This window comes from Mesorhizobium subarcticum (assembly GCF_055456085.1).
Window position 1 is genome coordinate 842464 of record NZ_CM144237.1, and the last position, 17865, is coordinate 860328.

Here is a 17865-nt window from a genome sequence, read left to right on the forward strand (position 1 = left end):
TCAGGCCCGGCCGTAGAGCGGCACCAGCGTTCCGCTCATCGCCTGGTTGGCGGGCGAGGCAAGATAGGCGATCGCCTCGGCGGCGGCTTCGAGGCTGACCCATTTGGCGAAATCGGCATCCGGCATGTCCGCGCGGTTCGCCGGCGTGTCGAGCGTCGACGGCGCCACGGCATTGACCAGGATGCCCTTGGCCTTGAGCTCTTCCGCCATCGCCACCGTCATGGCCGCCACCGCCGCCTTGCTGGCGGTGTAGGCGACCATGCCGGCGCCGCGCCTGGGGTCGAGCCCGGCGCGCGCGGTGACATTGACGATGCGGCCTGATGTGCCCGACGCCAGCATCGAGCGGACAGCCGCGCGGCTGCACAGGAAGGTGGTGCGGGCGTTGGTGTCCATCATCTCGGCGAAGGACGCCGATTCGATCTTTTCCACCGGCGCCATGGTAAAGCCGCCGGCGAGATGGATCGATCCCCACAAGGCAGGAACCTGAGCATAGAAGGCTTCAACCTTGGCGGAGTCCGACAGGTCGACATTGTGCGCCAGCTTGACGTTCTCATGCTCGGCGAAGGGAAAATGCTGGGGCGCCGCGGCATGCGCGTTCGGCACGTGGCAGATCGCGCCCTGCTCCAGCAGCCGGCCAACCACCGCACCGCCGAGCGCGCCGGTTCCACCGGTCACAACGATATGCCTGCCTTCAAGTGTTTCCGTCATCCTGGACCGATCCTGTCATCTTTTTATAATTATGTTGATTGCCGCGCCCGACGCGAAGCGTCGCGCCTTTCGCGCGATCACTCAATTGATATCTCGACATGGCAGCTGTTGCGTCTTTGCATGCGTCGGGACGACGGCAAGCGCGATAGCGCCAGCCGTGCGGCGCGCGCCATGTAACAGGCAAGCCGGCGAAAGATCCGATGCAGGCTGGAAATCAACGCCGGCCTGGACTCTCAGTCGACCGTGATTTCAATGACACGCGGCAAGCCAGTTGCGCGGGCGCGCTGGAGTGCCTGCGGCAAGGCTGCGATGTCGGGCAGCCGTTCGGCTGTGATGCCATAGGCTTCGGCCAGCTTGCAGAAATCCGGCGGCGCCGGCGACACACCAACAGGTTCGACGCCGACATCGAGCATCGAGGTTTCGATCTCGCGATAGCCCCTGTTGTTCCAGACCACAAAAATGACCGGCGCGTCGGCATCAAGTGCCGCACCCAGTTCCGGCAGCGTGAACTGGAAGCCGCCGTCGCCCGTCAGGCAGACAACCGGCGCATCGGGCATGGCCAGTGCCGCGCCGATCGCCGCCGGTGGGCCGTAGCCAAGCGCGCCGAAGCCGGTGGCGGCGTTGAACCAGCCGCCTGGCCGGTCGTGGTCGTAATAGAGGTTGGCGGCATAGACCGGTTGCGTCGAGTCACCGACGATGATCGCACCCGGCAAGGCGTCGCGGATCATTTCCACGGCATGCACCTGCGCCACATAGGCCGGGCTCAGCTCGGCAAACGCAACCTTCCGCACCGAGGTGGCGCGCCCCTCGCCATCTGGCGCGGCCACATGCGTGGAGCCGATCGCGGCGAGCAGGGCTTCGATTGCTTCGGCGCAGTCGGCCTGGATGCCGACCGTCACCGGGCGGCGCGCGAGCTGGTCGGCGCCGATATCGATGCGGATCAGGTTGGAGGGCAGCACAAAACCGCCATCGCCATAGCCGTCATAGTCGGTCGGACCGAATTCGGTGCCGGCGGCAATCACCAGATCGGCGTCGGCCATCAGTGCGCGGACGGCCTTCAGGCTGGGACTTGCCGGCACGCAGAGCGGATGGCGGTGCAGCAAGCCGCGCGCATTGGTGGTCTCGACGACCGGTGCGCCGAGCTTTTCGGCCAGGCGCCGCAACGGCGCCTCGGCGCGCTTGGCCCCGCCGCCGGCCAGGATGAGCGGGCGACGGGCCGCGGCGATGAGTTTGGCTGCACTCGCTATCGCCTCACCATCCGGCGCGGGCGGGGCTGCATTGCTCAACAGGGCCGCAATGCCGTCCGCCGGCTTGACCATGACATCGGTCGGGATCTCGATATGCACCGGGCCAGGGCGTGACGATGACAACAGGGCGAAGGCCTGTGCCAGCGCACCCGGCAATTCGCTGGCCTCGGTGATCCTCTGCGACAACAGCGCCACTTTCTCCATCATGCCGCGCTGGTCCGGCAGCTCGTGCAGGAAGCCCAGCCCCTTGCCCAGCGTCGGCATGGCATTGACGCCCGATATGACCAGCATCGGCACCGAATCGGCGCGCGCCTGGCCCATGGCGGTGATGGTGTTGGTCAGCCCCGGTCCGGTGATGACGAAGGCGACGCCCGGCCTGCCGCTGGCGCGGGCATAACCGTCGGCCATGAAGCCGGCGCCCTGTTCGTGGCGGGGCGTGACATGACGGATTTTCGAGCGCGCCAGGCCACGATAGAGCTCGACCGTGTGCACGCCCGGAATGCCGAAGACTGTGTCGACGCCATGGGCTTGGAGCAGCGTGATGAGGGCTTCGCCGATGGTCGGCCCGGTGGTCGTCCCAGAGGTCGTCACGTTGGTCATCATTGGCGCAGCACCGGGCGTGTCAGGCAGGTCGGGCCGCCCTCGCAGGCGATGCAGAGCGCGTCCGCCTCGAAGGTGGCGACTGTGCAGCCGGCCGCCTCCATGGCCGCCGCCGTCTTGGGAAAGCCGGCAACGGCGATCACCTTGTGCGGCGCGGTCGGCAGCACATTGAGGCTCAAGCCGTTGGAGGCCATGAACTCACCGGCATCGCCCTCGACCAGCTTGATGCCGCGCGCGCGCAACATCTGGTAGAAGGCGGCCGGCAGGAGCGGAGAATAGACCAGCGCCAGATCGTCGGCGAGCGGGCTGATCACCGACATCAGATGCAGGCAGGCTTCCTCGCCATGCCAGAGCGGCAGGTCAAAGCCAAAAACCGAAATGCCTTTCGGCGAGAGCAGGTTCGAAAGCTGCTGGATACCGTCCTGGTTGGTGCGCACGCCACGGCCGACGGCAAGGGTTTTTGCATCGACCCAGACGCAGTCGCCGCCCTCCACCTGGCCGGGGCTCTCGACGCGGCCGAGAATGGGAATGCCCATCCTGATATAGGCCGCCTCATGCAGGCCGGGTTCGGGCCGGCGCAGCGCCTTGCCCATTGAGAGGATGATGGCGCCGTGGTCGGTCATCAGCGAGGGGTCGTGGGTGAAGACGGAATCGGCCAGCCCGTCATCGGCATCAGTCAGCCATTCGATCTCAGCGCCCGCAGCCGCGACCATGCCAGTCAGCTGTTCATGCTGGGCAGCGGCCTTTTGTGGGTCGAAACCCGGGCCATAGTGCCATTCCTGTGCCCTGGCGTGGCGCATGGCGCTCGACGCGGAGCGCATCAGCACGCGCTTGAGCGGCCCTGCCATGGACTGCGAACCGTATGTTTTGCCCACTAATTTCTCCCGAAACATCGCTGCCGCCACTAACCACTACAGCAAGCTGTGATCAATGGTCCAAAAACCATGGTTGACGGAGGCAAGCGGAACGGTCCATCTTGAGAATGGGAACTCTGTCCAGTGACGGGTAATGGGTAAAAAAATCCAGCAGCGACGAGCTCGACCGCTCCGTGGAGCGTCGAGGGGATGATGGCTCAAGGCGCCGCACCCGCATTGAAACATACGGCGCAGGACGGCGCCGCCGAAGCCATCCATGTCGAGAATCTGCACAAGAAGTTCGGTGAGCTGCATGTGCTGAAGGGCGTTTCGCTGTCGGCACGCGATGGCGAGGTCATCGCCATCATCGGCGGCTCGGGCTCCGGCAAGTCGACGCTGCTGCGCTGCATCAACTGCCTGGAAAATCCGACCAGCGGCATCATCCGCGTCAATGGCGAGGAGATCAAACTCAGGGCGGACAGCCACGGCCACACCGTTCCGGCCGACCGCAGACAGATCGAGCGCATCCGCTCCAAGCTCGGCATGGTGTTCCAGAACTTCAACCTGTGGAGCCACATGACGCTCATCGAGAACGTCATCGAGGTTCCGGTGCATGTGCTGGGCGTCAAGCGCGACGAGGCGATCGCCCAGGCCGAAAAGCTGCTCGTCCGCGTCGGGCTTGCCGAAAAGCGCGATGTCTATCCAGCCTATCTCTCAGGCGGCCAGCAGCAGCGCGCCGCGATCGCCCGCGCGCTCGCCATCAATCCACGCGTCATGCTTTTCGACGAGCCGACCTCGGCGCTCGACCCGGAGCTGGTCGGCGAGGTGCTGAAGGTGATCGGCGACCTGGCGCGCGAGGGCCGCACCATGGTGCTGGTCACCCATGAGATGAAATTCGCCCGCGAGGTCGCGACCCATGTCGTCTATCTCTACAACGGGCTGGTCGAGGAAGAAGGCCCGCCGGAACAGATATTCGGCGCACCGAAATCCGAAAGGCTGAAGCAGTTCATCCGCAACATCGGCTAGGGACAGGCCGAGACGGAAGAAAACCGGGAACCAACAACAAACTGGGAGTCGTGAAATGAAGACTGTTCTGAAGACATTCGCCGCAGCGCTGCTGCTCGGCGTCGCCGCGATGGGCGTGGCCAAGGCCGATCCGGTCAAGATCGGCGTTGCCGCCGAGCCCTATCCGCCCTTCACCTCGCCGGATGCCTCAGGCAAATGGGTCGGCTGGGAGATCGACTTCATCGACGCCGTGTGCGCTGAAGAGAAACTCGACTGCGTCATCACGCCGGTTGCCTGGGACGGCATCATCCCGGCGCTGACCACCAAGAAGATCGACCTCATCGTCTCGTCCATGTCGATCACCGCCGAGCGCGAGAAGACGATCGACTTCTCGGACAAGTATTACAACACGCCGACGGCGATCATCGGACCGAAGGATCAGAAATTCGGCCCGGGGCCGGACGATCTCAAGGGCAAGGTCATCGGCGTCCAGGTCTCGACCGTGCACGCCGTCTACGCCAAGAAGCACTTCGGCGCCACGGCTTCCGAGATCAAGGAGTACCAGACCCAGGACGAAGCCAATAACGATCTCGCCGCCGGCCGCCTCGATGCGGTGCAGGCCGATTCCATCGCGCTTGGCGAATTCCTCAAGTCCGACCAGGGCAAGGCCTGCTGCGACCTGAAGGGCATGGTGGCGCCGGACGACGAGGTGCTTGGACCTGGCGTGGGCGCCGGCGTGCGCAAGGAAGACACCGACCTGAAGGCAAAGATCAACGCCGGCATCAAGGCGATCCGGTCCAACGGCAAATATGACGAGATCTCGAAGAAATACTTCGATTTCGACATTTACGGCGGCGGTGGCGCGCAGTCGAACTGATTGGCAAGCCTGGTTTGTGACCGCGCGGCGCATCGTGCGCCGTGCGGTTTCGCCTGAACCTGTCCACGCACGCTTTCGCTGACCAAAATGGCCAGCGGCTGATGCCAGCAATCTGGGGGCAAAGCTGATCGACGCATTTCTTTCGGCCTCGGCGGCCGGCATCATCGAGCTTCTCTCGCCCAATCCGCCGGGCTGGGGCGGAACGCTTTTACTTGGACTGCTGCATTCGATCGAGATCGCGCTCGGCGCCACCTGCCTCGGCCTTTTGATCGGCACGGGCGGCGCCTTCGGCAAGCTTTATGGCGGCCCCGTGGTGCGCGACCTCCTGGCCGTCTACACCACGATCGTGCGCGCGGTGCCCGAACTGGTGCTGATCCTGCTGCTCTATTATGCCGGAACCGACCTGATCAACCAGGCGCTGACGGCAATGGGCTACCAGCGCGTCGACATCAGTGGCCTTGCCGCCGGCATCGCCGTGCTCGGCTTCGTCCAGGGCGCCTATTCGACCGAGGTTATACGCGGCGCGATCCTCGCCATTCCGCAAGGGCAAATCGAAGCCGCCCGTGCCTATGGAATGTCGCCGGGCCTGATGCTGCGACGTATAACGCTGCCGGCAATGCTGCCTTTCGCCATACCGGGCCTTGCCAATCTCTGGCTGATCGCCACCAAGGACACCGCCCTGCTGGCGGTCGTCGGGTTCTACGAACTGGCGCTGGCAACGCGGCAGGCCGCGGGTGTCACCAAAGCCTATTTCACCTTCTTCTTTGCCGCGGCCGTGCTCTACCTGCTGCTGTCGCTGGTTTCCAATTTCCTCATCGGCCGCGTCGAGGCCTGGTCGCGACGTGGCATGCCTTCGCTCAGGGAAGCGCGCTGATGGCCAACGAAGCGGCCATCATCAACGTTGTCGCGCGAACGTCGCTGTGGCTGCAGCCGCACCGCATCGTGCTGATCCTGATCGCGCTGGGGCTGGTTCTGGGTGCGATATTCTTTATGCGCTGGGACTGGCTGCCGCAATATTACGAGATGGGTCTGCTCGGCATCTGGCGCTCGCTGTGGATCCTGGCCGTCACTTGCGTGCTGGGCTTCCTGTTCGCCGTGCCGCTCGGGCTGGCGCAGGCCACTGGCTCCTTCTGGTTCGCCGCACCCGCCAAGGTCTTCTGCACGGTTATCCGGGGCACGCCGCTGCTGATCCAGCTGTGGCTGCTCTATTACGGCCTGGGTTCGCTGTTTCCGCAATATCCGTGGATCCGTGAATCCTGGATGTGGCCGTATCTGCGGCAAGCTTGGCCCTACGGTGTGCTGGCATTGACCTTGTCCTTCGCCGGTTACGAGGGCGAGGTGATGCGCGGTGCCTTTGCCGGCGTGCCAAAGGGACAGCTGGAGGCAGCTCGTGCCTTTGGCATGAGCCGCTGGAAAATCTTCCGCCGCATCTGGCTGCCGCAGGCCTTCTACAGGGCGCTGCCGACGCTGACCGGCGAGACGGTGCTGCAGCTGAAGTCGACACCGCTGGTGGCGACGATCAGCGTCATCGATATCTTCGCCGTCGCGGGCAAGGTGCGGCAGGACACCTACCTCACCTATGAACCCCTGCTGCTGCTGGCGCTGATCTACATGACTATCACCGGCATCCTGGTCTTCGCCTTCAGCAGGATCGAGGCGCGGATCCCCAACAAGATCGGCTAGCCCGTGCCGGGGCGGTAGCGGCGGACGCGTCCGCCGCTTTTGTTGCAGTCGCGGACGATTTTCAACATAAACACCACCTTATCTGCTGCTAATCACAGTCCAGACAACGCAATCCGATTTCCGCAATCGCAGGACGACCATGATGCAACTCAGTCTCGACCAGGCAAGAGGACTGTGCCGGATGGCGGCACTCGGCGCCGGCGCCAATGAGGAAGCGGCGCAATCGCTCACGGCGTCGATTATCGCAGCCGAGGCCGAAGGGCTTTCTACGGTGGGCCTGACGCATTTCATCGACTATCTCGAAGCGCTGGAGGCCGGCCGTATCGACGGCAATGCCGATCCGGTGATCACAAGGCCGGCGCTGGCCGTCTATCTCTCCGACGCACGCGGCGGGCTGGCGCATACCGGCTTTGACCGCACCATCGACGACCTGGCCAAGGCGGCAAAACTGTTCGGCGTCGCCATCTTCTCGCAGAAGAATGCCTATACGTGCGGCGCGCTCGGCTATTTCACAGGACGCTTGGCCACGCAGGGGCTGGTATCGTTTGCGGCCACCAACGGCCCGGCCGTGCTGGCCGGTTCGGGTTCGGTCAAGCCGGTCTATTGCACCAACCCGATGTCGTTTGCCGCGCCGGCCGCCGACGGCGCGCCGCTGGTCATCGACCAGTCGTCGAGCGCCACCGCTTACGTCAACATCCGCAAGGCGGCCGAGGACGGCAAGAAAATCCCCGAAGGCTGGGCGCTGGATGCCAGCGGCAATCCGACCACCGATCCGGCGGCCGCCATGAAGGGCGCCATGCTTGCCTTTGGCGGTCAGCGTGGCGCCAACATCGCGCTGATGGTCGAAGTGCTGGCGGCCGGCCTATCGGGCGCCAACTGGTCGCTCGACGCGCCATGGTTCAGCGGCGGGCCGGACAGCCCGGGAACCGGCCTGTTCGTGCTTGCCGTCGAGCCGAAGCTGCTGGATCCCGATTTCGAGCAGCGGATGAAGGACCAGCTCGACCGCCTGCGTCGCCGCTTCGGCGTGCATGTGCCCGGCCGGTCCAGGGCCGAGGCGGCTGAGAAGGCGCAGGCGCGCGGCATCACCGCACCCAAGGCGGTGGTGCAACGCATTTCCGAATTCGCCGAACGCTATTCGGCCTGAAGCAAATCACAAATTTTTCCGCGCCTCGGTGAACCTTCCCGCGCCTGGCTGCGACCAATAACTGTCCGGGTCGGGTTTGCCCGGTCGGTGTCTTCTGTCGGATGCGTCAAGGGCTGAGGCGGGCGTACTTGCTTCACGCCATGCTGATACCGTCTCAGGTCAGGCCGCCTCGTTGGACCCTGGTTTCGACATGAGTTTCACCCGGAAAACCTCGCTTCGGCGAGGTTTTCTGCGTTTCGTCCCGCGCATACGATCAAACCTGATTATAAAAGTTAACTTTTGTTAACTTGACTTGATGGAAGCCATCAGGCGTTTGCGAACGGATGTCCACAAAACAGGAGCTACGATGTCCGTAACCACCGACGCTTCCCGCGGCAGACTGATCATTCCCGCACTTGGCCGCCTGTATTCGTCGCTGCATGACGCCGGCGAAACCGTGCTGCGCGTCGTCGCCGGAGGGTTTCTCACCATCCACGGCTCGCAGAAGATCACCAATCCTTTCGGCGCTGCCGAGATGGTCGAAGGCCTCGGTTTCTATCCAGGCGCCTTCTGGTCGCTGCTTTTGGCCTGCACCGAGTTTTTCGGCGGCATCTTGATCGCCATCGGGTTTTTGACTCGACCGGCCGCCTTTGCCGGGCTGTTCGTGCTGCTGGTCACCGTCTGGTTCCATTGGGTCACCATGGGCCAAGTCTTTTCGGGCGCGGAAAATTCGCTGCTATGGGCGGCGATCCTGCTCTTCTTCGTCATTCGCGGCGGCAACCGGCACGCGGTTGACGCCCGCATCGGCAAGGCATTCTAACAAGCCTTCAAGAAGGGTGACGCGACGACGCGTCGCCCTTTGCCTTTGGCGCAAAACCGACTATGAAACGGCTTCAGCCAAGCCATCTGGAACGTGCGCCGGAGCCAGCCATGACCGAAATCCTGCAGACCCCAAAGCTCGTCGTCGTCTTTGGCGGGTCTGGTTTTGTCGGCCGCCATGTCGTGCGCGCGCTGGCCAAGCGTGGCTACCGCATCCGGGTCGCCTGCCGGCGGCCCGATCTTGCCGGCCATCTCCAGCCGCTGGGCAATGTCGGCCAGATCCAGCCGGTGCAGGCCAATGTGCGCATGCGCTGGTCGGTCGACCGCGCCGTGCAGGGCGCTGACCACGTCGTCAACCTGGTCGCCATCCTGCATGAGACCGGCCGGCAGAAATTCTCCGCCGTGCACGAATTCGGTTCCCGCGCCATCGCCGAAGCGGCGCGCTCCGTTGGTGCCGGGCTGACCCATATTTCCGCGCTTGGCGCCGATCTGGACTCCGAATCGGACTACGCACGCACCAAGGCGCTTGGCGAAAAGGCCGTGCTGGAGACGATCGGCAACGCGGTGATCTTTCGGCCGTCGATCATTTTCGGCCCGGAAGACGAGTTCTTCAACCGTTTTGCCAACATGGCGCGTTATTCGCCGGTGCTGCCGCTGATCGGCGGCGGCCAGACCAAGTTCCAGCCGGTCTATGTCGGCGACGTCGCCGAAGCGGTGGCGCGCTCGGTCGACGGCAAGATCAATGGCGGCCAGATCTACGAGCTGGGCGGCCCCAATGTGCTCACCTTCAAGGAGTGCATGGAGGAGTTGCTCGCCGTCATCGAGCGCAAGCGCCTGCTGGTACCTGTGCCGTGGTGGGTGGCGAATATCCAGGCCTCGATCCTGGGCCTGTTGCCCAATCCGCTGCTGACCAAGGACCAGGTGATGCAGCTACGCGAGCACAACGTCGTTTCGGAAGCCGCCGCCAAGGCCAACCGGACACTCACCGGGCTTGGCATCCAGCCGCAATCGATCGCGACGATCCTTCCCAGCTACCTCTGGCGTTTCCGCGCCGCCGGCCAGTTCCAGCAGCGCAAGCCCGCGGCTTAAGCCCTAGCAGCACAAGCTCTAGGCGTGTCGAGATTCAGGTCAGGCCGAGTCGAGAACGATGGGTTACGAGAACCGGAGCGGAGCGTACTCAAGTACGTGAGCACCGGAAGCGCAGTAAGCCATCGTTCGCAGGCCGGCATCACCTGAATATCTGCATGCCTAGCGGGGTGTGACCTGCATCGGCAAACCGCCTTGAGGCTGTGTGGTCAGTTTCTGCACCGGCCAAGGCTTGGTCTCGGCCGTGGTATCGAAGCGGAAGCGCGACAGCAGGATGGCGAGCGCGATGATCGCCTCCTGCATGGCAAAGCTTGCACCGATGCAGACGCGTGGCCCCGCGCCGAACGGCAGGTACTGGAAGCGGTCGATCTTTTCGCGATTTCCCGGATGGAACCGTTCGGGCAGATAGGCATCCGGCCGGTCCCATAATTTCCTGTGGCGGTGCACAACCCAAGGCATGACCAGCACGGCCGCGTGTTTGGGGATATAAAGATCCTTCCACATCTCCGGCTCGATCGGCTCACGGTTGATCGACGGCGCCGGCGGATAGAGCCGGAGCGCCTCGTCGAAGGCGGCGCGTGTTAGCGGCATGGCGTCGAGCCACTTCGTCGGATCGGGTTCTCGCGCCAGCACCTCATCGATCTCCTGCTCGACCCGGTTGCGCTCCCAGGGCGATTCGGCGAGGCAGTAAAGCGTCCAGCCCAGCGCGCGGGCCGTCGTCTCATGGCCGGCGCCGATGAAGGTGATGATGTTGTCCTCGACCTCCGCCCGCGTCAGTCCCTCCGGGCCTTCGGCCTTGAGCAGCAGGGTCAGGAAATCCTGCGGCACGGCGTCAGGATCGCGCCTGAATTTCTCCTCGCGCATCTTGACCGTGTCGGTGACGATCTTGCGGAAATAGGCCATGGTCTTACGGCCACGGATGCGGGTGAGCCGCGGCAGCCAGTCGGGCGCGCGCAACAGGTCGAGCGGATCGACGCGGCCCATGGTCTCGAACAGGCGGTCGATCTCGTTGGCGAAACTGCCCGGCTCGCCCGCGATCTCGCCCGAGAACAGCGTCTCGGCCAGGATGTCGTAGGTGAGCAACGTCATATCGTGGGCGATATCGGATGTGCCGCCCTGTTCGTAGCGGGCGACGAACTCTTGCGTGCGTTTCAGCATCGGTTGGGCGAAGCCGAAGATGTGGCGCGGCGTGAAGACCGGCGCCATCGCCTTGCGCGATCGCTTCCACACCTCGCCCTCGGCGGTCAGCAGGCCATCGCGCAGGATCGGCCGCAGGATCTTCTGGCGCACCGTCGCCATCTTATAGTTCTTGGCGTTGTCGACCAGCACATGGCGGATGAGGCCGGGATCATTGGCGACGATCAGATGTCCACCAACCCCGCTCGCCGAAACCCAGGGCTCGTTGTAGGTGTGCTCACCCCACAGTTCGAGCGGATTGCGGTAGACAATGCGGATCATCTCCAGCGTCGAAGGCGGCGTTGTGCGCGGCTTCGGTGCTGGTGGAACGAAAGGGGCGGGCTGGATGTCCATGAAGTGCTCCGCTGCTCTTATGAATGTAGTGGCTGGCAATCCGGGCGTCCATGTGACCGAACGGCAGGCAAGTCGCGGCACGAGGCAGACAGTCTGTTCATCCGATCGTGACCGTTCGGCCAGACGTCCAACCTTGTCCGCCACAACACTCTGCCGTAGTGACAGTTACCAACAGATACCGCCGACAAAGGAGCCCGTCTTGAAGCACCAGTTGAACATCATCATCGGCAGCACGCGGCCTGGCCGCGCCGGTCCGGTTTTTGCCGAGTGGCTGGAGACGTTCGCGCGTGAGCACGGAAAGTTCGAGCCGGTCTTGACCGACATCCACGCTTTCAACCTGCCGGTGCTGGACGAACCGCATCATCCCAGGCTCGGCAACTATCAGAACGACCATACCAAGGCCTGGTCAAAGGCGATCGGTGCCGGTGACGCGTTTGTGTTCGTGGCGCCGGAGTACAATTATTTCGCGGCCCCGGCGATCGTCAACGCGATCGACTATCTCGCGCGGGAATGGAAATACAAGCCGGCAGGCATCCTCAGCTATGGCGGCGTCTCCGGCGGACTGCGCGCGGCGCAGGCCTTGAAGCCGCTGCTGGCGGCGGTTGGCATCATGCCGATCCCAGAAGGCATTGCACTGCCGATGTATCAGACGCTTCTCGACAAGAGCGGCGCTTTCAGCGCCAACGAGCTGGTTGCCAACGGGGCCAAGACCATGCTGGACGAGCTGTCGCGCTGGAGCGAGGCGTTGAAACCGATGCGCGCCGCCTGAAAGAGCCGGGTTTTGGGCAAATGCCCGGCTTGCTCGCGCCATAAAGAGGTGGAATTGTCAGCAAGCGACTGAGCCGGGGGCGGTTCGACGTGCGTTTGCTGCTTGCCTTGCTGGTGTTCTTGTCTGTTACCGCCACAGCGGTGGCGGAGCGGCGCGTGGCGCTGGTCATGGCCGAGGACGACTACCGGCTGGTCAGGCCCTTGGCCAATCCCCTCCATGATGGCGAGGCGATGCAAGCCGCGTTGAAGGCGCTCGGCTTCGAGGTCGTTCTCGAAACCAACCGCGACCTCCGGCGCATGCGGCGTGCGCTCGATGATTTCCGCGAGGACGCCAAGGGCGCCGATGTGGCGCTGGTCTATTTCTCCGGTCATGGCGTCGAAATCTCGGGCGACAACCGGCTGCTGCCGGTCGATGCCGATGCCTCCTCGCTCGACGCGCTGGACAAGACCAGTCTGCCGCTGGAAGAGGTGCGCGCTGCGGTCGCCGCCACCGCCAAGGTCGGGCTTATCGTGCTCGATGCCTGCCGCAGCGATCCGTTCGCGGGGGGCAGCGGCGACGGTCGTGGCGCGACCTCGCTGGCGAAGGATGTCTCTGACAAGGTCAAGCCAGGTCTCGGCCGCATCGGGAAAGCGGAAAACATCCTGTTCGCCTTTTCGGCCGCGCCTGGCGAGACAGCCGCCGACGGCACCGGCCAGAACTCGCCCTTCACCACGGCGCTGACCAAATATCTCGGCACGGACGGGTTGGAGATCCGCTCGGTGCTGACACTGGTGCAGCAGGAGGTCTATGACCTGTCGCGCGGCAAACAGCTGCCTTATGTCGAAAGCGGCCTGCCAAAACTGTTCTTCGCCACGGCGGCCAAGCAACAGCTGCCGGAGCGCGAACGGCTGCTGCTGGCCATGGCCGATGTGACGCCGGACATGCGCGGCGAGGTCGAGCAGATCGCCAGCGATGCCGACATGCCGCTGGCGCCTCTCTATGGCGCGCTGCTGTCCGAGAATCTTGCCGCGCTCGGTCCCGAGCAACGCGCTGCCAAGCTCAGGGAGGCCGCGGATGCCTTCGTCAAGGTGCAACGGGAAATGACCACGCTGGCCTCGGGCGACCCTGCGGTTACGCAGTTGCGGCAGGAGGCGGAACGACAGCTCTCGCTCGGTGCTTTTGACGCCGCTCGTGCCAAGCTCGCCGATGCCGCCGGAATCGACAAGGATTCGCGCCAGCAGTTGAAGGCCAATTATGTGGAACGCACGCTTTCGGAAGCGGCAACCCATTCGCTCGAAGGCGGTGCGGCAAGCGCTCTTTTGAGATACCAGCTAGCCGCGGATGGCTATGAGAAGGCGACAGCGCTTTACCGCGAGGTCAATGGCGAGGACATTCCGGCTGACGACCGGCTGCAGCAGCTTCTGACGCTTGCCCGGCTGGGCGACGTCTATACGACGCTGGGCAGGCTGGATGACGCCGCCAAGGCCTACAAGGAATGGAACGAAGGATCGACAAGACGCGCCGGCATCGATCCAACGAATATTCTCTGGCAGCGGGATGTTTCGCTCAGTCTGGACAAGATGGGCGATACCGCCGTCGCCCAGGGCAAGCTCGCCGATGGCCTTGCCGATTACCAGGCATCGGCTGGCATGGCCGAGAAGGTCGCTGCCGCGGCTCCGACCGAGCTCGAATGGCAGAGCGATCTCTCCTTTGCCTACGACCGCATCGGCTACGTCCTACGCTCACAGGGCAATCTCAAGGACGCGATGCCCTATTACCAGAAGTCGCTGGACATTTCCAAACGGGTGGCCGGGCTCGAACCCGACAATGTTGCCTGGCAGCGCCGGCTCGGCGTGGCCCATGATTCGATCGGTGACGTGCTGATCATGGAGGGCGATTACAACGGAGCCCTCGACGCCTTTGGTTCGGGCTTTGCGATATGGCGCAAGCTGACGGCACTGGACCCCGGCAATCTCTCCTGGCAGCGCGATCTTTGCGTTTCCTACACCAAGATCGGCGACAGCCTGCAGATACTAGGCGAATACAAGGACGCGATCGTTTCCTATCAGGCCGGCTTGAGCGTGAGTTCGGCCCTTGCCAGTGCCGATCCCGAAAATCTCGAGGGCCAGCGGGATATCGCGATCCTGCATGACAGCATCGGCGACGCGCAGCTCAATCTGCGGGCGAATGCAGAGGCTCTTGCCGCCTACAACAAGGCCAACCACATCTGGGAAATGCTGGTCAAGACCGACCAGAGCAACACGCGATGGCTGCGCGATCTCGAAATCAACTACAGCAAGATGGCCGACGCGCACTTGGCGAATGGCGAGCCGGACGCGGCGCTGTCCGCTTACAAATCCGCACTCGATGCATCGCTTGCCCTCACCGGAAACGACGCCAGCAACAGCCTTTGGCAACGCGACCTGGCGATCAATTGCGGCAAGATCGGCGATCTCCTGGCAAGAACTGATAACAAGGATCTCGCCACGCAATTCTACCAGCAGTCGCTCGACATCGCCGTGCGCTTCTCTGCCATCGATCCGGACAATTCGATGTGGCTGCGCGACATGGTCATCGACCATTTCAAAATGGCCGAGATGGGCCTTGATGTCCGTTCGAATCTGACGGCCGCGCTCAAGATCGCGTCCGACATGCAGCAGACCGGAATCCTATCGCCCACCGACGCCTGGATCCCGGATGAGTTGCGCAAGCGGCTCAAGCAGCTCGACGCTCCGGCCAAGTGAAAGAGCCGGTTTTTCGGCCTGGCTTGCTCGCGCCATAAAGAGATGGAATGGTCGGCATAGGACTGAGCCGGGGGCGGTTCGATTTGCGTTTGCTGTTTGCCCTGCTGCTGATGCTTGCGACCACCGCCACCGCGGTGGCGGAGCGGCGCGTGGCATTGGTCATCGCCGATGGCGACTACCGGCTGGTCCGGCCGCTCGCCAATCCCATCCATGACGGCGAGGCGATGGAAGCGGCGTTGAAGACGCTCGGCTTCAAGGTCGTTCTCGAAACCAACCGCGACCTCCGGCGCATGCGGCGTGCGCTCGATGATTTCCGCGAGGACGCCAAGGGTGCCGATGTGGCGTTGGTCTATTTCTCCGGTCATGGCGTCGAAATCTCGGGCGACAACCGGCTGCTGCCGGTCGATGCCGATGCCTCCTCGCTCGACGCGCTGGACAAGACCAGCCTGCCGCTGGAAGAGGTGCGCGCTGCGGTCGCCGCCACCGCCAAGGTCGGGCTTATCGTGCTCGATGCCTGCCGCAGCGATCCGTTCGCGGGCGGCAACGGCGAGGGGCGCGGGGCGACGTCGTTGGCGAAGGATGTCGTTGACAAGGTCAAGCCAGGTCTCGGCCGTATCGGCCGGGCGGAAAACATCCTGTTTGCCTTTTCGGCCGCGCCCGGCGAGACGGCCGCCGACGGCACCGGCCAGAACTCGCCCTTCACCACGGCGCTGACCAAATATCTCGGCACGGACGGGCTCGAAATCCGCTCGGTGCTGACGCTGGTGCAGCAGGAGGTCTATGACCTGTCGCGCGGCAAGCAGCTGCCTTATGTCGAGAGCGGCCTTCCGAAACTCTTCTTCGCCGCCGCGGCCAAGGAACAGCTGCCGGAACGCGAGCGGCTGCTGCTGGCCATGGCCGATGTGACGCCGGAAATGCGCGGCGAGGTTGAGCAGATCGCCAGTGATGCCGACATGCCGCTGGCGCCGCTCTATGGGGCGCTGATCGGCACCGACACCAGCCATCTGTCGGCGGACAGCCTGAATGCCAGACTGCGCGAGGCTGCCGACGCCTTCGTCAAGGTGCGCAGCGAAATGAAGACGCTCGCCTCCGACGATCCGCAGGTGACGGATCTGCGCCGGCAGGCCGAGGAGCAGTTGTCGCTCGGTGCCTTCGACGGCGCTCGTGCGATCCTCGCCAAGGCCGCCGATATCGACAATGTCTCGCGCCAGGCACTGAAGGTCAATTTCGTCAGCCGCACCCTGTCCGAAGCCGCCACGGTCTATCTGTCCGGCGGTGCCGCGCGCGCCGATCTCGACTACGCCACGGCCATCAGGGACTATGAAACGGTGCTGTCGCTGTATGGCGAGGCCGGGCAGACCTCGCTCAACCTGGAACAGGCCGATCGCCAGAGCCGCACGCTGGAGGAACTCGGTATTCTCTATACGACGGTGGGCAATGTCGAGGCGGCCGGCCGCGCCTTTACCGCGCTGGTGGCCAATCTCGAGCAGCGGTCGCGTCAGGAAACCGACCCCAGCGTCAAGCGTGATCTCGCCATCAGCCACATCAAGCTCGCCAACATAGAGATGGCGCAAGGCGACCTGCCAACCTCCCTGGAAAATTATGAGGCGGCCCGGGACATGCTGCAGGACCTGACCGCAAGCGTGCCGGACAAGAAAAACTGGCTTGATGATCTTGCCATGGCCAATGACAAGATCGGCAATGTGCTGGCGACGCAAGGCGATGTGGGCGCGGCGGCCCAGGCCTATCAGCAGAGCCTGTCGATCAAGCAGCAGTTGGCCAATGCCGAGCCGAACAGCGCCGATCTGCTGCGCGACCTGACGATTACCTATGATGAAATCGGCGACCTTGCCCGGACCGCCGGCCAGTTGGACGGCGCCCAGACGGCCTTTGAAGAGAGCCTGAGAATTCGGCTTGTGCTGGCCGAGAACAAACCCGATGACCCTGAGCGCCAGCGCGCTGTCGCTGTCAGCCAGGAGCGGATTGGTGACGTGCTGCGCGAGCGCGGCGACGCCGCCGGTGCGCTCGCTGCCTACGCCAAGAGCCAGGCGATCGCCCAAGAGCTGGTGCGCCGCGACCCCAACGATACCGACCTGAGACGCGACCTGTCGATCAGTTACGACAAGGTCGGCAACGCGCTCAACGACCAGCAGGACTGGCCGGCGGCGCTGGCTTCCTATCAGCAAGCGCTGACTGTGATGCGTGAACTTGCCGCTGAGGACCCGGGCAACACCGAATGGCAGCGCGACCTGTCGGTCTGTCTGGAAAAGGTCGCCGGTGTGCTCGATGCCCAGGGCGATGTCAGCGGCGCACTGCAAAACTACCAGGACAGCCTTGTCATTGCGGACCGGCTGGCCAAGCTCGACCCGGCCAATTCCGACTGGCAGCGCGACCTGTCGATCACGTTCTCGGAAATCGGCATGCTGGAGACCAAGCAGCGCCACTTCGAGGGCTCCAAGAAGGCCTTCGAAGCCAGCCTCGCGATCCGCCAGCGACTGGCCCAGTCCGATCCCAACAATGCGATCTGGCAATTCGATCTGGTGCAGGCCTACATCAACTATGCCTATGTGGCGAAAGATCCGAAGGCGGTGCTGACCAAGGCGCTGACCCTGACGCTGGAGCTCGACCGCACGGGCCGGCTGGCGCCCCGGGACAAATCCACGATCAAATATCTGCGCGATCTTCTCGCCAAATTCGGCGCTCGAAAAAAATAGCCGGCTGCCAGCCCAGGATTCAGCCCGGAAATGCCCGCAAACCTTGGAAAAACCGCCTTTAGCGCCTATATCTAGTCGATATCAGACGCGCGATTCGGGGCCGATTTTTCGCGCTGTACAAGCGGCA

At 63.8% G+C, this 17865-nt stretch carries 14 protein-coding genes; 10 read left to right on the forward strand and 4 right to left on the reverse strand.

Translation table 11 applies throughout. From position 1 onward, the window contains the following. The 3 genes from ACZYHG_RS03890 to ACZYHG_RS03900 all read right to left on the reverse strand — a co-directional run bounded on the left by ACZYHG_RS03890 (position 1) and on the right by ACZYHG_RS03900 (position 3403). Positions 1–708: an SDR family NAD(P)-dependent oxidoreductase gene (locus ACZYHG_RS03890; RefSeq protein WP_464612625.1), complete on the reverse strand. Its 708-nt coding sequence runs from the start codon at positions 706–708 to the stop codon at positions 1–3. A 233-nt stretch (positions 709–941) separates the two neighbouring features. Next, a complete protein-coding gene (locus tag ACZYHG_RS03895; RefSeq protein ID WP_464612626.1) occupies positions 942–2558 on the reverse strand; it encodes a 5-guanidino-2-oxopentanoate decarboxylase in 1617 nt (538 codons plus the stop codon). Continuing rightward, a complete protein-coding gene (locus ACZYHG_RS03900) occupies positions 2555–3403 on the reverse strand; it encodes a dimethylarginine dimethylaminohydrolase family protein (RefSeq protein ID WP_464614611.1) in 849 nt (282 codons plus the stop codon). The genes ACZYHG_RS03895 and ACZYHG_RS03900 overlap by 4 nt, the downstream gene beginning before the upstream one ends. A gap of 219 nt (positions 3404–3622) precedes the next feature. Here ACZYHG_RS03900 and ACZYHG_RS03905 point away from each other — a divergent pair, with 219 nt between their 5' ends. The 7 genes from ACZYHG_RS03905 to ACZYHG_RS03935 all read left to right on the forward strand — a co-directional run bounded on the left by ACZYHG_RS03905 (position 3623) and on the right by ACZYHG_RS03935 (position 10005). Further along, on the forward strand, positions 3623–4435 hold the full coding sequence (locus ACZYHG_RS03905) for an ABC transporter ATP-binding protein (protein ID WP_464614612.1): 813 nt from the start codon (positions 3623–3625) through the stop codon (positions 4433–4435). A 55-nt stretch (positions 4436–4490) separates the two neighbouring features. Further along, entirely contained in the window at positions 4491–5291 is an 801-nt protein-coding gene (locus ACZYHG_RS03910) for a transporter substrate-binding domain-containing protein (protein ID WP_464612627.1), read from the forward strand. Between the two features lie 160 nt (positions 5292–5451). After that, a complete protein-coding gene (locus tag ACZYHG_RS03915) occupies positions 5452–6165 on the forward strand; it encodes an ABC transporter permease (protein WP_464614613.1) in 714 nt (237 codons plus the stop codon). Beyond that, positions 6165–6974, forward strand: coding sequence for an ABC transporter permease (locus ACZYHG_RS03920; RefSeq protein ID WP_464612628.1), 810 nt, complete (start codon positions 6165–6167; stop codon positions 6972–6974). The genes ACZYHG_RS03915 and ACZYHG_RS03920 overlap by 1 nt, the downstream gene beginning before the upstream one ends. A gap of 142 nt (positions 6975–7116) precedes the next feature. Continuing rightward, entirely contained in the window at positions 7117–8118 is a 1002-nt protein-coding gene (locus tag ACZYHG_RS03925; protein WP_464614614.1) for an Ldh family oxidoreductase, read from the forward strand. A 346-nt stretch (positions 8119–8464) separates the two neighbouring features. Further along, a complete protein-coding gene (locus ACZYHG_RS03930) occupies positions 8465–8917 on the forward strand; it encodes a DoxX family protein (RefSeq protein ID WP_464612629.1) in 453 nt (150 codons plus the stop codon). Positions 8918–9027: 110 nt separating this feature from the next. Further along, positions 9028–10005 carry a complex I NDUFA9 subunit family protein gene (locus ACZYHG_RS03935; RefSeq protein WP_464612630.1) on the forward strand — a complete coding sequence of 326 codons (978 nt, stop codon included), beginning with the start codon at positions 9028–9030 and terminating at the stop codon, positions 10003–10005. Between the two features lie 159 nt (positions 10006–10164). Here the strand turns inward: ACZYHG_RS03935 and ACZYHG_RS03940 are convergent, their stop codons facing one another. Beyond that, positions 10165–11532: a cytochrome P450 gene (locus tag ACZYHG_RS03940; protein ID WP_464612631.1), complete on the reverse strand. Its 1368-nt coding sequence runs from the start codon at positions 11530–11532 to the stop codon at positions 10165–10167. A gap of 199 nt (positions 11533–11731) precedes the next feature. Between ACZYHG_RS03940 and ACZYHG_RS03945 the strand changes: the two genes are divergently transcribed. The 3 genes from ACZYHG_RS03945 to ACZYHG_RS03955 all read left to right on the forward strand — a co-directional run bounded on the left by ACZYHG_RS03945 (position 11732) and on the right by ACZYHG_RS03955 (position 17738). After that, complete coding sequence (locus ACZYHG_RS03945; RefSeq protein ID WP_464612632.1) at positions 11732–12301, forward strand: NADPH-dependent FMN reductase; 570 nt, start codon at positions 11732–11734, stop codon at positions 12299–12301. An 89-nt stretch (positions 12302–12390) separates the two neighbouring features. Continuing rightward, positions 12391–15024 carry a caspase family protein gene (locus ACZYHG_RS03950; protein WP_464612633.1) on the forward strand — a complete coding sequence of 878 codons (2634 nt, stop codon included), beginning with the start codon at positions 12391–12393 and terminating at the stop codon, positions 15022–15024. 47 nt (positions 15025–15071) lie between these two features. Continuing rightward, complete coding sequence (locus ACZYHG_RS03955; protein ID WP_464612634.1) at positions 15072–17738, forward strand: caspase family protein; 2667 nt, start codon at positions 15072–15074, stop codon at positions 17736–17738. Positions 17739–17865 lie beyond the last annotated feature (127 nt).

What these genes read in the sequence shown, in the direction of transcription:
- ACZYHG_RS03935 (WP_464612630.1), top strand. Translation starts at nt 9,028, where the DNA reads ATGACCGAAATCCTGCAGACCCCAAAGCTCGTCGTCGTCTTTGGCGGG.
- ACZYHG_RS03890 (WP_464612625.1), bottom strand. Translation starts at nt 708, where the DNA reads ATGACGGAAACACTTGAAGGCAGGCATATCGTTGTGACCGGTGGAACC.
- ACZYHG_RS03910 (WP_464612627.1), top strand. Translation starts at nt 4,491, where the DNA reads ATGAAGACTGTTCTGAAGACATTCGCCGCAGCGCTGCTGCTCGGCGTC.
- ACZYHG_RS03930 (WP_464612629.1), top strand. Translation starts at nt 8,465, where the DNA reads ATGTCCGTAACCACCGACGCTTCCCGCGGCAGACTGATCATTCCCGCA.
- ACZYHG_RS03895 (WP_464612626.1), bottom strand. Translation starts at nt 2,558, where the DNA reads ATGATGACCAACGTGACGACCTCTGGGACGACCACCGGGCCGACCATC.
- ACZYHG_RS03905 (WP_464614612.1), top strand. Translation starts at nt 3,623, where the DNA reads ATGGCTCAAGGCGCCGCACCCGCATTGAAACATACGGCGCAGGACGGC.
- ACZYHG_RS03955 (WP_464612634.1), top strand. Translation starts at nt 15,072, where the DNA reads ATGGTCGGCATAGGACTGAGCCGGGGGCGGTTCGATTTGCGTTTGCTG.
- ACZYHG_RS03940 (WP_464612631.1), bottom strand. Translation starts at nt 11,532, where the DNA reads ATGGACATCCAGCCCGCCCCTTTCGTTCCACCAGCACCGAAGCCGCGC.
- ACZYHG_RS03920 (WP_464612628.1), top strand. Translation starts at nt 6,165, where the DNA reads ATGGCCAACGAAGCGGCCATCATCAACGTTGTCGCGCGAACGTCGCTG.
- ACZYHG_RS03900 (WP_464614611.1), bottom strand. Translation starts at nt 3,403, where the DNA reads ATGGCAGGGCCGCTCAAGCGCGTGCTGATGCGCTCCGCGTCGAGCGCC.
- ACZYHG_RS03925 (WP_464614614.1), top strand. Translation starts at nt 7,117, where the DNA reads ATGCAACTCAGTCTCGACCAGGCAAGAGGACTGTGCCGGATGGCGGCA.